The 12,928-nt window shown below is 55.1% G+C and carries 12 protein-coding genes and 1 riboswitch; of the genes, 9 read left to right on the top strand and 3 right to left on the bottom strand.

All coding sequences use genetic code 11. The features are described 5' to 3' along the window. Nucleotides 1-53 precede the first annotated feature (53 nt). Entirely contained in the window at nucleotides 54-842 is a 789-nt protein-coding gene (locus A8990_RS11070) for a polysaccharide deacetylase family protein (RefSeq protein ID WP_116189083.1), read from the top strand. A 43-nt stretch (nucleotides 843-885) separates the two neighbouring features. Here the strand turns inward: A8990_RS11070 and A8990_RS11065 are convergent, their stop codons facing one another. Then, the gene (locus tag A8990_RS11065) at nucleotides 886-1,446 is read right to left on the bottom strand and encodes a GbsR/MarR family transcriptional regulator (protein WP_116189082.1); all 561 of its coding nucleotides are present in this window, start codon (nucleotides 1,444-1,446) and stop codon (nucleotides 886-888) included. 154 nt (nucleotides 1,447-1,600) lie between these two features. On the opposite strand from A8990_RS11065, the gene A8990_RS11060 reads away from it, so the two are divergent. The 5 genes from A8990_RS11060 to A8990_RS11040 all read left to right on the top strand — a co-directional run bounded on the left by A8990_RS11060 (nucleotide 1,601) and on the right by A8990_RS11040 (nucleotide 4,719). Next, nucleotides 1,601-2,389, top strand: a complete 789-nt coding sequence (locus A8990_RS11060; protein WP_116189081.1) for an HAD family hydrolase — start codon at nucleotides 1,601-1,603, stop codon at nucleotides 2,387-2,389. A 7-nt stretch (nucleotides 2,390-2,396) separates the two neighbouring features. Continuing rightward, complete coding sequence (locus A8990_RS11055; RefSeq protein ID WP_116189080.1) at nucleotides 2,397-2,723, top strand: DMT family transporter; 327 nt, start codon at nucleotides 2,397-2,399, stop codon at nucleotides 2,721-2,723. A gap of 5 nt (nucleotides 2,724-2,728) precedes the next feature. Then, complete coding sequence (locus A8990_RS11050) at nucleotides 2,729-3,592, top strand: metallophosphoesterase family protein (RefSeq protein WP_116189079.1); 864 nt, start codon at nucleotides 2,729-2,731, stop codon at nucleotides 3,590-3,592. Nucleotides 3,593-3,692: 100 nt separating this feature from the next. Further along, nucleotides 3,693-4,115 carry a hypothetical protein gene (locus A8990_RS11045; RefSeq protein WP_116189078.1) on the top strand — a complete coding sequence of 141 codons (423 nt, stop codon included), beginning with the start codon at nucleotides 3,693-3,695 and terminating at the stop codon, nucleotides 4,113-4,115. A 118-nt stretch (nucleotides 4,116-4,233) separates the two neighbouring features. Then, nucleotides 4,234-4,719 carry a hypothetical protein gene (locus A8990_RS11040; protein ID WP_116189077.1) on the top strand — a complete coding sequence of 162 codons (486 nt, stop codon included), beginning with the start codon at nucleotides 4,234-4,236 and terminating at the stop codon, nucleotides 4,717-4,719. Between the two features lie 290 nt (nucleotides 4,720-5,009). On the opposite strand, the gene A8990_RS11035 is transcribed toward A8990_RS11040, so the two are convergent. Together A8990_RS11035 and A8990_RS11030 are read right to left on the bottom strand one after the other, a co-directional pair. Then, nucleotides 5,010-8,093 (bottom strand): DEAD/DEAH box helicase, encoded by a 3,084-nt coding sequence (locus A8990_RS11035; protein WP_116189076.1) that lies wholly within the window; start codon nucleotides 8,091-8,093, stop codon nucleotides 5,010-5,012. A gap of 37 nt (nucleotides 8,094-8,130) precedes the next feature. Next, nucleotides 8,131-9,759 (bottom strand): SWIM zinc finger family protein, encoded by a 1,629-nt coding sequence (locus tag A8990_RS11030; protein ID WP_116189075.1) that lies wholly within the window; start codon nucleotides 9,757-9,759, stop codon nucleotides 8,131-8,133. Nucleotides 9,760-9,972: 213 nt separating this feature from the next. After that, a riboswitch (purine riboswitch) is annotated at nucleotides 9,973-10,072 on the top strand. A gap of 85 nt (nucleotides 10,073-10,157) precedes the next feature. Here A8990_RS11030 and A8990_RS11025 point away from each other — a divergent pair. The 3 genes from A8990_RS11025 (at nucleotide 10,158) to A8990_RS11015 (ending at nucleotide 12,912) form a co-directional block, all read left to right on the top strand. Beyond that, nucleotides 10,158-11,456: an NCS2 family permease gene (locus A8990_RS11025; RefSeq protein ID WP_116189074.1), complete on the top strand. Its 1,299-nt coding sequence runs from the start codon at nucleotides 10,158-10,160 to the stop codon at nucleotides 11,454-11,456. A gap of 139 nt (nucleotides 11,457-11,595) precedes the next feature. After that, nucleotides 11,596-12,063, top strand: coding sequence for a chemotaxis protein CheD (locus A8990_RS11020; protein ID WP_116189073.1), 468 nt, complete (start codon nucleotides 11,596-11,598; stop codon nucleotides 12,061-12,063). Nucleotides 12,064-12,408: 345 nt separating this feature from the next. Then, nucleotides 12,409-12,912, top strand: a complete 504-nt coding sequence (locus A8990_RS11015) for a diguanylate cyclase (RefSeq protein ID WP_116189072.1) — start codon at nucleotides 12,409-12,411, stop codon at nucleotides 12,910-12,912. Nucleotides 12,913-12,928 lie beyond the last annotated feature (16 nt).

The raw sequence follows: 12,928 nt of genomic DNA, 5'->3' as shown, positions 1-12,928 counted from the left end.
ATGGTTTTGTTATGTTTAATATGATTTCGTATGGTGATTGAGGGGAATAGGGCATGATACGTAGAACCAAACTTTACTTCATAATCGCAATCGGGCTGTTTATGGTGGCTTCGCTTACGATAACCGTCGATCAGCTGCTCGCCTTCAAGAAGGCGGTTGCCGTTGCTGCGTCAAGCCCCACGAGCGAGGTGCAAATTCCGGTGCTGTGCTACCATTCGATCTCGGATGCGAAGAAGGGCGAGTACATCGTCGGCACGAGTGAGTTCAAGGCACAGATGAAGTCGCTTCATGATCATGGCTATCGAAGCATCAGCTTGGAGCAATTCGACGAACTCATGAAGGGCAAGCTGCAAAATGACGGCCGGATGGTGCTCATCACGTTCGATGACGGCTATCGCGACAACTACACGAATGCATATCCGATCCTTAGCGAATATGGATTTACGGCAACGGAGTTCCTCGTTACAAGCTGGGTTGGCGGGAGCAGTTACATGAACTGGAGCGAAGCGGGGGAGCTGTACCGTGCGGGGTGGGATATCATGTCGCATACGCGGACACATCCTTATCTGCCGCTTCATGGGACGAAGGAACAGCGTGAAGAAATTGCCGGCTCCAAGCAGGATCTGGAGAAGCATCTGCCGGTGCCTGCCAATGTAATCGCGTATCCGTACGGACTGCGCAGTGCAGAGACAGTCAATATTGTGGCTGAAAGCGGCTATACGTATGCATTCACGTTCGATGACGGCATGACGACATCTTCGCAGAATCCGTATCTTCTGAAGCGACTCTTCATCAAAGGCGAGATGGATGCGCAGGCTTTTGAGCGGAAAATGGGCTACTAATATACGGCGGCAAAAAGCGGGGACTAACGTACGTTTCGTACAGTTAGTCCCCTATTTGTTGTCCTTCAAAAAACTGCCCGTCCTCCAGCTTATCCACGAACTGCTGCAGCCACTCGTAATAACGGACCGCATGACGAAGCTTATGCAAGTCCTGCAAGCACAGCTTCCGTTCCTCTTCGCTCGTTTCCAGCGCGAGGATCGTCTCGGACAGCGGCTCAATGACCGGCTTTATCGCGGCTGTCATTACATCAATCTCCCGCTGCAGCTTGGAGGCGAAGAACAGCTGGAATGCTTTGAAGAAGTCGGTCTCCGCCGCATACAAGTCTTGGCGGCCCGCTTTCTCATCGAGTTTGGAGACCATCTTGGAATCGGTCAGCGAGCGAACGGCATAGCTCATGTTGCTCTTGCTCATGTTCATGCTCGTTTGCATTTCTTCCAGCGTCATCGGCCGGTCCTCGAAGAAGAGGATGCCATATAATTGACCGAATGAATAATTAACGCCATATAAGTCCATCGTCTGAGCGATGGCATCGATGACCTTCACGCGGATTTCCTCGCGCGCGGAGGAGGGCTCCTTCATTTTGCCCGATATTGATTTTTTCATCGCGTTCTTTCCTCGCAATCCTTCATATCGTTCAATAATTATTGAATATATATTGATATTAGCATAATTTAGTGCAATAATCCCGTTTCATTAAAAATATATTGAACGTTCAGCGCTCCTTCGCTTATAGTTAGGGAAAAAGAGGAGGGTATGTGTGGCGAATTTAACAGCAGCAGGCGTGAGCTATCCGATTAAGGCGATTCTGTTCGATAAGGACGGCACGCTCATCGATTTCATCTATACATGGGGCAAGTGGACGGAGCATATGCTTGCCGAGTTTGCGAACCAGCTAACGGAGCGGGGGCTGCCGCCGATAAGCGCGGATATCGCGTCGCTGTGGGGCACGCGCCATCAGGGCGGCGAGATTGTCGATTATGACCGCAACGGGCCGCTGGCGATGGGTACGATTGAAGACCTGACCGCCGTCCTGGCATGGCAGGGCTATCTCTCCGGCATGTCATGGGCGGAGGCGAAGATCGCTGTGCTGCATTGCAGACAGCATGCGGATCGACAGCTGGACGCGGCACGGGCAGCGAAGGCGCTCCCTGGCGTCGTCTCTTATCTGGCGCGCTGCCGCGAGCAAGGGCTTAAGCTTGCCGTTGTGACTGCCGATGAGACAGCCGCTGCAGTGAAGCAGCTGGAGTGGCTCGGACTGACCTCTTATTTCGACGCGATTATCGGGACTGACCTCGTCAGCCAGGGCAAGCCTTTCCCGGATATGGCTCTGCTCGCTTGCAGTGAGCTGGACATTCAGCCAACAGACGCGGCAATCATCGGCGATACGAATGGCGATATGCGCATGGCGCGTTTCGCCGGGGCGGCGGTTGCGATCGGCATCGCTCCAGAGAGCGGGGCAGCTGCGGCATCCAAGCTGCCGGACGCGGATGTCATCATTCTCTCTTATGAAGAGCTAGGGTTCGCGCATGACGATACAGAGGAGTGAGGCGACGATGGGCTGGATACTGTTAGCGATCGCTATTGCGCTTGAGCTGTCCGGAACGATCTCCATGAAGCTGTCGGCAAGCTTCACGAAATTAGTTCCATCGGTGCTCATGTTCGTCTGCTATGCGGCGAGCTTCACGCTGATCAACTTCGCGCTCGGCTATTTGCAGGTCAGCGTCGTGTACGCGGTATGGTCAGGTGTCGGCATCGTGATGATTACGCTGGCGGGCTATTTTATCTTTCATGAGCGGCTGCCGGTTTCTTCGATTCTGTGGATCGGCGTCATTCTGGTCGGCGTTATCGGGCTGAAGGTTTCAAGCGGCGGAGGGGACTAAGTAGAATGGAGAATAGAGTGGGTAATAGAGTGGAGAATAGAGCTGAGAAGTCGTTGCTCTCGTTCCAAGTCATTACGGATACGCATATTGTGACCGACATGGAGCACGAGCATAATCGCAATTTGGACCGCGCTTTGAAGGATATAGCGGCTCATGCGCCTGAAAGCTGCGGCATTATGCATGCCGGTGATGTGACGGATAACGGCGAGCTTGAGGAGTACGAGACGTTCAAGCAGATATGGGATCGCAATAAGGCGGGGCTTCCGCCGTTATATGCGACGAGCGGCAACCACGATATCTGTGATGATTGGCAGCGCTGCATACCGCTCTTCCTCTCGCAGACGGGGATGACGGGCATGTATCATGACCATTGGATCGGCGGATATCATTTTATATTTCTCGGGACCGAAGAGGGAATCGGCTTATTCTGTACGCTGTCGGATGAGCAGCTGACATGGCTGGACGCGAAGCTTGGGGAGGAAGCAGCAACGGATAAGCCGGTGTTCATCTTTTTGCATCAGCCGCTCAAAGATACGGTGGCCGGTTCATTGGAAGCGCAGAACTGGTACGGCGTTACGCAGGACGAAGAGTTGAAGGCCGTGCTGAAGAAGCATCGGCAAGCGATCCTTTTTACGGGTCATACCCACTGGGAGCTTGGCGCGCCGCATACCTATTTCGATGGGGGCGGCACACTTCCGGCGATGTTCAATGCGGCATCGGCGGCGTACTTATGGACCGATGAGGATGAGCATAAGGATGGCAGCCAGGGCTTTTATGTCGATGTGTATGCGGATCGGGTGCTCGTGAGAGGGAGAGATTTTGAGCGCAGTGAATGGGTGGAAGGCGCGGAGTTTGAAGTGAGACTGTAGTTTTCGTATCGGCTCGCGGAAGAAGCTTTACCAATGCACTAATCATCCCGCTCATGGTATATTTAGGAAGTTATTGTTAATCCTGGGGAGGATGAGATAAGTGTATCGGAAATTGCTGCAAAGTTTGTTTTGCTTCGTGCTGGTGCTTGTCGTGTCGGCACCGTCGCTATCTGCTGCGGGGAAGACGGTCAAAGTTAAAGTAACGTTAGTCAGTGCGCAGATGGTCTCGAACAACCACGTCGGCAATGAGTGGTGGTATGGCGGTTACGTCAATGGCCAGGAGCTCGACGAAGGCGGATCCATCGTTCTGAACGTGAGTGCATCCGGGACGGTGAGTCTGAAGGCTGAGGCGCAAGAGCAAGATAAATACCCGGATGACGGCGAAGCTGCCGCTTCGGTGAAAGTAGCTTCCATTGGTAAAGGCGCCACGAAAGCGCTTAACGTTACTATCGTCGAAAACCGCGGTCGCTACTCGGGCAACACGGCGAAGTGGAAGTTTGTGTTCAAGGTGCAGAAGGTGTAGGCGTGCCGCAGCTATACATAAGGGTGCGGAAAGGTCGCATAGCGGCCTTTTTGCCGTGTTCGGCCCTGTGCAACCTTCCCACCGCAGTCCCCGTCTTGGTTGATAAGGGGGAATGGCGATGCGTGAGAGAGGGCTAATGGCGTTTATTATTCTAATCATGCTCGGCTGTGCATTCTATGGCGGTTATCTTGTTGGCAATCGCAGCGATGAGAGGCTGACAGAGAATCAGGCTCGGACGGTCGAGTCGCAGTGGGTCAATGAAGATACCCCGCCAGTACCGAACGTTTCCGTAGATGGGGTGCAGATGAAGGTGAAGCTCAGCGGCTACACGTGGTGCCCGGCAGGCGACGACACCTCAAGCTGCCAGAGCGTAGATGCCTCGATCGCGCAGATGGAGCCAGTTGTAGTGAAGGGCGGAGCACAGATCGAGATTAAAGCGCCGGAGCGGATCAAGGAGCTGACGCTGAAGAATATGAGCGCTGGGTTCACGGGCGACTCGTACTACGTCCCGAAGGTCAAAGGCATTTACCAATACAGCATCCACTGCGAATGGTTTCTGGATCAGGGGCAGGCGGAGTATTATTTTGCGGTTGAGGTGAAGTAGCGGCGGGGAGTTAACGGAGCGGGGCATCGGGGCATCAGCTATAATGGATAAATCCAACGATTTTGACCAGATTCGGCTGGTTTCTTTACCTATATTGGATTTTTCCACTCATTTTCGGCCGGAAGGGCTGAAATGGGTGATTTCGAGCAGGAATGAATGGATTTATCCAACATAGGTTGCATTTCTCGCATAAACAGCACTTTTTTGTTGGATTTATCCCACATAGCTGGGTGACGGGACAATCACTCGCGAATTATAAAAAAGGCGGTCCTGCTGAGGACCGCCTTACTCTATTCCATTAAGTCACGCCGCAGCGTGAACAAATCCTTCAACGCATCGGTCGACAGCTCCGTAATCCAGCCTTCCGAGCTTGTAATGACGTTGTCGCTCAGCTGCTGCTTGCTGACCAGCATCTCATCGATACGCTCCTCGAGCGTGCCGAGCGAGATGAACTTATGCACTTGCACATCGCGGGTTTGCCCCATCCGATACGCGCGGTCGGTTGCTTGGTTCTCGACAGCGGGATTCCACCACCGGTCGAAGTGGAACACATGGTTCGCCGCCGTCAGATTCAGCCCGACACCGCCTGCCTTGATGGACAGAATGAACACATTCGGCTGTTCCTCCGCCGGCAGCGTCTGCGATTGGAACTGCTCGATCATCCGGTCGCGGCCCGTCTTCGACGTGCCTCCGTGCAAGTAGAGCACCGGCTCCTGCAGCTCATGCGCGAGCACCCGCTGGAGCATTTGCCCCATGCCGATATATTGCGTGAAAATCAAGCACCGCTCGCCTTCCTCCCGCAGCTCCCGAACCATCGCAAGCAGTCTCTCCAGCTTGGCGGAGCGGATAATGAGCGATTCGCTCTCTTCGAATTCGCCGCTCTCGCTAATCTCGGGAATAGGCTCCTTCGTCAGCAGAATCGGATGATCGCAAAGCTGCTTCAGCTGCGTCAGAGCGGACAGAATCGCTCCTTTGCGCTGAATGCCTTCAAGCTTCGGCACCTGTGTCATCAGCTCATTAACGGTCTGATCGTAGAGCGCCCCTTGCTCAGCCGTCAGATGAATATACGTCTTCATCTCATTCTTATCCGGCAGGTCGAGCTGAATGTTAGGGTCTTTCTTCTTACGCCGGAGCATGAACGGCTTCACGAGCTTCTGCAGCTCCTGCGTCTTCTCCTCGTCGCGCTCCCGCTCGATGGCTTGCACGAACTGTTCATTGAAGCTGCGCGCATTGCCCAGATACCCGGGATTGATAAAATCATAGATCGACCACAGCTCCGACAGCCTGTTCTCGATCGGCGTGCCTGTCAGCGCAATGCGATGCTTCGCGTGGAAGCTGCGCACGGCGACGGACTGCTTCGTGCCGGCATTCTTGATGTTCTGCGCCTCATCGAGACAGATCGCCGACCAATGGAAGGTACTTATCGTCTCTTGATCCAGCGCGGCCGTCGCGAAGGAGGTGAGCACGATGTCCGCCTCCAGCGCGGCTTCGCAGAACGGATCGCCAGTGAGCCGCTTGCTGCCGTAATGCAGCATAATGCGCAGCGACGGCGCGAACTTGCGAACTTCCTTCTGCCAGTTGCCGAGAACGGAAGTCGGGCAGATGAGCAGGGCAGGGCCTCGCGCACCGCCGCGCTCGGCTTGCTCCTTCACATGGAGCAGGTACGTGATGAACTGAACGGTCTTGCCGAGACCCATGTCATCGGCAAGGCAAGCACCAAGCCCGAAACGGCGCAGAAAAGCAAGCCAAGCAAAGCCGTCCTTCTGATAACTCCGGAGCTCCGCTTGCAGGCCGGCAGGGATCGGAACTTCAGGCCATTCCGACTGCTGTGTCAGCTGGCCCATAAGATGCTTCAGATGCTCGTTCAGCTCGACCTCCAGTTGTACTTCGAGCTGGACTTGCTCTTCGTCTCGTTCGTCCTCACCAGTATTGTCTGAAGCGGCTGCGGCTTTCTCATCCTTTGCCCGCTGAGCCCACTGGGCCGCATTCTCCTTGATCAAATGCAGCTGCAGCACTTCTTGGAACGTGAGGCCTCTATTCTTGCCGACCCGCGCCATCGCGCTGCGGATTTGGGCGATGAGCGCCGGATCCAGCGATACCCACTCGCCGCGGAACCGGACGAGCCGTTCGCCGCGGGCGACGAGCTCCGCGAACTCCGACTCGGTGAGGTCGCTGTCGCCAATGGCGATGCGCCAGTCGAAATCAATGAGCGAATCGAGGCCGAACAGCGATTTGCCGCCAGCGGCGGCTTTGCCCTTGGGATCTCCCGCGTCCGAGCCGACCTTCGCCCGCAGGCGCGGTTTGCGCTTGCTCGCTGCTTCCCACCAGCCTGGAAGCAGCACCTGCCAGCCAGCCGATAGCAGCCGCTGGCTGTCCTCGGTCAAGAACTGCCACGCCTCCGCATCGCTGAGCGGGCCGTTCAAGAGATCGCTGCCGCCGCCGGCAAGACGCGCTTCAGGCAGGTTCGCCTGAAGCTGCGACAGCCACGCGGCGGATCGCTCATGCACGTGCGCCGACCAGGCCGCCGGCCACGATCCAAGCGCTTCGCCGGCGCGCGTTAACCGCGCCGGCGCCAGCATCGACGGCTCGTGCCGATCCTGCAGCACGAGCTGCAGCCGCCATGCTTCGCTGCCGTCGCCATGTTCGTCTCCTTCGGAGCTGATTATCGGCTCCAGCAGCTGCAGCAGCGGCCGGAACGGCGCCGTGTCGGCCTTCCAGCCGATGGCGACGAGCCACGCGCGCGCGTCCATGCCGGCCGCTGCGATGCCGCCGCGTTCCCGCGCGAACAGCAGCGGATAATCGCGGCGCAAATCCGCGGCCGCTTCCTCGCTACCGAAGCGGCGGGCGAACGCGGCGGCGGAGAACGCCGCGCGGAAGCCGTCTGCGAAGCTTCCGCCGTCCTCGTCGCTATCGCCAGCCTCTCCGCTGCCGCGTGCGTCCAACACCTTCCGCAGCTTCGTCACTGCTGCGGTTTCAAGAGCGGCTTCGTCCCATAGCCACGCCAGCTTCCCCTTGCGGTAAGCGGCAAAGCTCGGGACGATGGAGCGCGCTTCAAGGCTCGCGGCGACGAGCGGCGCCAGCTCCGCGAGCTTCGCGGCATCGCCTTCCCAGACCCACTCGATATGCGTGAGCAGATGCCGCTCGGCGAAGAACGGAATGACTTGCTCGGAAGGGAGGACGACGAGCTCCAGCTCCTGCACCTTCTGGGTTTCGAGCTCCGTGCCGTAGAAAGAAGGCTCATGCCAAGCGAACAGCCGCTGCTTCACCGTCAACCCCGCCGCATACCCGCCGGTTGGGCTTGCGCCATAGATCAGCGCATCGCCATGCTCGGTTAAACTCACTTGTATAATTAAAGTATCCGTATATGTGCTCACGATTGATCACCTCTTGTTGCCGCATCCCTAAGCTCTTTCACGGCAGCAGATCTCCTCTCCGCAGCTCCTCTTGCAATGCCCGAAGCCGGCTGTGACGAGCGGCGAAAGCATCCATAAACTGCTCCCAGCGCTCCTCCCGCTTGAGCTTGCGGTACAGCTTAAGCAGCCTCTTCAGCAGCTTCACCGCAGCTTTGTAGCTGTCTCGGTTCTTCAGCAGCACGTAGCGTTCCACCGCTTGATGATAGAAGGGAAGCAGCAGCTCCGGCGCATCCTTCTCAATCGGCTTCAGCTGCGTAGCGCGGAAGTCTAGCGGCTCGCGGCCGCAGCTCATATGATAGTCCATCCACTCGCGCCACTTGCTGTGCGCAATAAGCGCATCCTCGTAGAGCGTCCGCGAATAGGGCAGCATCGCTGCGAGCGTCGTCCACATGCGCGGTTCCGCCTCCGGTACATGCGCCAGCGCGGCAGCCCAATAATCGCCGTAAGTAGCGAGCTCATCCGTGCGGAAGCTGCCGAGCTGCGGGCCGATCTCGACGAGCCAATCGGCGAGTCTAGTCCATGCTTCCTCTTGCTGAAGCGCTTCGAATAACAGCGAGGCTTGCCCCGGCAGCAAGACGCCTGCGCCACGAAGCAATTCCCACGCAGCCTCGTCCTGCTCGGTATATAAGTACATCAAGCATTGCGCGAATGTCCAAGGCAGCTTGGACAGTGAGCTGCCCAATTCCGCCGCGGCGTCCTTCAGGTGCCGCAGCTCTTCCTCAACCAGTCCGCGCCGCGGACCTGTAAGATTCGACTTCATCCAGTACCGCCAGCAGGCATGATACAGCTTGGAGAAGCAGTTCAGGCTTTTATCTTCCTTCAGCATCTGCTCGCGCAAATAAACGAGTGTTTCCGTTACGCGCGGCCACAGCTCCGACTCCTCCGAGATCGGCAGCTTCTGAGCGAATCCGCGCATTGTCACGTCGAGCATCTCATCCATCGCCAGCTGTGTATGGTAACCCATGAACAGCCCCGAATGGCGCCAATCCTCTTGCGCGGGCTTGACCAGCTTCTCGAGCGCGAACAAATGCGCATGCAGCTCATACAGCTGATCCATGAGCAGCGATAGGGGAGGCTTCAAGCTAAGGATAACGGCCAAAATCTCCCTCGCCTCATGCATCGATCTCGCATGTTGGTTGGTCGGACCAAGCGCACGCGTGAACAGCTGATGCCACGCGGGCACCGCCATCTTTTCCAGTTCGTCCGCCGAAACAGTCGGTTTCGCCACGGCCGCCGGTTTCCCGCCAACACCGGCTTTCCCGGCAGCCGAACCTCCAGCGCCAGCTCGCGCCGCCGTAGCCGCATTCACAATCGCATGCACCGACCGCTCCTGCAGCGAGGCATATTGAAGGAGCGCTGCAACCATATGCTTGCAGTCTTTGCTGGCCGGACAGGTGCAGGAACGCTGCTCCAGACTCGGCAGCTCCAGCGACACCGAATAATTCTCGCTGCCTTCGACAACAGCCTTCAGCTGATTCGCCTTCGGCATCGTTACGCCAAGAACAGCGCCTTGCTTATAATATTGAAATCCCCGCGTTATCGTCAGAGCGTCAAAATACCGGGCCACTTGCGTCAGCAACTCCTGCCACTGCGCATCGTCGATCGCGTATTCAAGGTTCGTCATCATCGTTCGTCGTATCTCCCAAGAGCGATAATTATAGCTTCTCACTATTATATCAGGTTTGTGATGGATATATGGAACTAATGTTCGCTATTCGCTAAATTCCGAACATTTATTATATGAGAACTCTCATAGTTCGGGAATTCTCGTCAAAATGAATCAAAAAGCATTGACTTTTCTCCCGTTAACCATTAATCTAGTAAAGGTTTTGCCTAACTAATTAAATCTGCCATTACTGATCGTATATCCTCAATAATATGGTTTGAGGGTTTCTACAAGGAGCCAAAGAATCCTAACTACGAGCACAGGACACGTCTATGCGTGCACCCCTGTGCCCGAGGTTAGGTTTTTTTATTTGGGGGATGCTATACACGTTGAATAGGAAACAGGAGGCGCTTTACTTCATGGACAAGCTGTTTAAGCTGAAAGAAAGAGGAACGACGGTTGGCACGGAAGTGATTGCCGGCATCACGACGTTCCTGACGATGGTGTACATCGTCATCGTTAACCCTGGTATTTTGAGCGAGGCTGGCATGGATTTTCACGGCGTATTCATAGCGACTGTGCTTGCTAGTGTAACCGCTACACTTATTATGGGGCTGTTCTCGAACTATCCGATCGTGCTTGCGCCGGGTATGGGATTGAACGCTTATTTTGCCTACACGGTCGTTGGTGGAAGCGGATTCTCGTGGCAGGTTGCGCTTGGAGCGGTGTTCATAGGCGGCGTTCTATTCGTCCTGTTGTCGCTCACTCCATTCCGTTACATGCTCCTCGATGCCATTCCATCCAGCCTGAAGCATGCGATTACGGCGGGGATTGGTCTATTCATCACATTCATCGGCTTGCAAAATGCAAAAATTATCGTGGATTCGCCAGCCACGCTGCTTACACTGGGCGATCTGACGCAGCCTATGACGCTGCTGACTGTCGTTGGTCTTATCATATCTCTTATTCTTATGGCTTACCGGGTCAAAGGCTTCCTGTTCATCGGGATGCTCATCACCGGGATTATCGCGTATTTCACTGGCCAGCTGCATATGCCGGATTCGATCGTATCCTTGCCTAGCGGTCTGAATGCAACGGCGTTCCAGCTTGATATTGGCAGTGTGTTTACTCAAGGGTTATACTCGGTTATCTTTACTTTCCTGCTCATTACTCTGTTCGATACAACAGGTACAATGCTCGGCGTGGCGGAGCAGGCCGGGCTGCTGAAGGACAATAAATTCCCGCGCTCCCAAGGCGCTTTGCTCGCTGATGCTGTTGGTACTTCGGTTGGCGCGCTGCTTGGCACAAGCCCGACATCGGCTTACATCGAATCGAGCGCAGGCGTCGCGGTGGGCGGACGTACGGGACTTACGGCTGTCGTAGTCAGCATTCTGCTTGCGATCACGCTGTTCTTCTCGCCGATTATTTCCGTTCTCGCGAGCATTCCTGCGATTACCGCTCCAGCGCTTATTATTGTCGGATTCCTGATGCTGAACGTCCTGCGGAAGATCGACTGGAGTGATCTCGAAGAGGCATTTCCGGCGTTCCTGATCGTTGTCCTTATGCCGCTGACTTACAGTATCGCAACAGGGATCGGCATCGGCTTCATCGTATATCCGGTTCTCAAGCTCGTTCGCGGCAAAGCGAAGGACGTTCACCCGATCTTCTACTTGTTTGCCGTTCTGTTCTTCATCCAAATTGTGTTCTTCAGTCATTAATCATCGAAAAATGTAAATAAAGTGTGAGTAAATTGCTTCTAATCGTTCTGCTCACCCCAGAAAAAATCTAACAATTGCTTGCTATACTGACGTTGCAGCTTAGAAAAGTAACCGCCGCAAAGGATAGGAGTCAGTCAGCATGAACAAAGTCGTTGGATTAGGCGAATGGAAAAGTTCAAACAACAAGATCGACATCATAACCACATTCGCCTTATCCACCTGCGTGGCGGTTACAGCCTACTGTCCAATTAAGAAAGCAGCAGGTCTCGTGCATATAGTACTTCCCGAGCCGTTATCGAATCGGGACGAACAGAGTCGTCCGGGGCATTTTGCAACGACAGGCGTACCGCTTCTCATCCAGATGATGGTGGAGAAATACGGATGCCGCAAGAACGATCTCGTTATTCAACTGTTCGGTGGAGCGGAGCCTAAGCGCCGCGATTATTACCGGATCGGCAGCAGAAACATTAAGCAAGTTCAGTCGATTCTCGATCGACTCCAAATAAGAGCAGTGAAGTCCGAAACCGGCGGCCATGTGAGTCGCACGCTTCATATGAGCGTAGAGACAGGCGAAGTTCGGCTGTCCACGCTTCCGCTCAGCTCCTAATTATTTATCGTATAATCGCCAACAACGAACAGGCACCTAGAGGATTTTACGAGGCTTTCGTCGAATAGAACGATGAATTCGAATATGCCAAGCAGGTGCCGCTTCATGTTGATCTGGATTTTGATAGGAATCACTTTCATAAGCTTACTTACAGCGGCTCTCATGTGGAGCCGCTTTTATCACGTTCATCGAACACTTCGCTCTGTTCAACAGGAACACAACAGTTTGCTGAGGGACTTGATTCCGCCCGAACGGCAAAATGATATGAGGACCATCTACGACCGCGCATGGGCGGGAGAGGTTGTCCAGTATGAGTCCGGCTTGAACGGCGATTCATGAGAGTAAATCTCGCTATCGCCAGCTGCGAACCGTGGATATTTTGGCGAGACGATAGAGAGCGAATGGGGGCTCGCTGTGCAAGGGGGGCTGCCGCTTTCGATCATCCTGTGCGACATCGATTATTTTAAAGCGTATAATGATACGTACGGTCACCAAGAAGGCGACAAATGCTTGAAGCTAACGGCTGCTGTGCTCGAGAGGCTCGTCCAGCCGCTTGGCGGTTTCGCTGCCCGTTACGGTGGTGAAGAATTTATTATATTGCTCCCGGAGGCAGAAGAAGCAGCTGCGGCAGCGATTGGAGCTAGGCTCTGTGAAGAGGTCGCGGAGTTCGAGATTCCGCATCGCGCTTCCAAGGTCAGCTTGGTGGTTGCGATCAGCGGTGGTGTTGCGTCACATAAGCCGTCTGGCCGCGATGGGATGGCCGAGCTCATTGGGATGGCGGATTCAGCGCTCCATCAAGCCAAGCAGTCGGGCCGGAACCGAATGCAATTGTACGGTGTGTATCTTTAGTCAAAGAAGGTGTCTA

The sequence above is a fragment of the Paenibacillus taihuensis genome, from assembly GCF_003386535.1.
Taxonomy (GTDB): Bacteria; Bacillota; Bacilli; order Paenibacillales; family Paenibacillaceae; genus Paenibacillus_Z; species Paenibacillus_Z taihuensis.
This window is presented reverse-complemented; position numbering and strand designations above follow the sequence as displayed.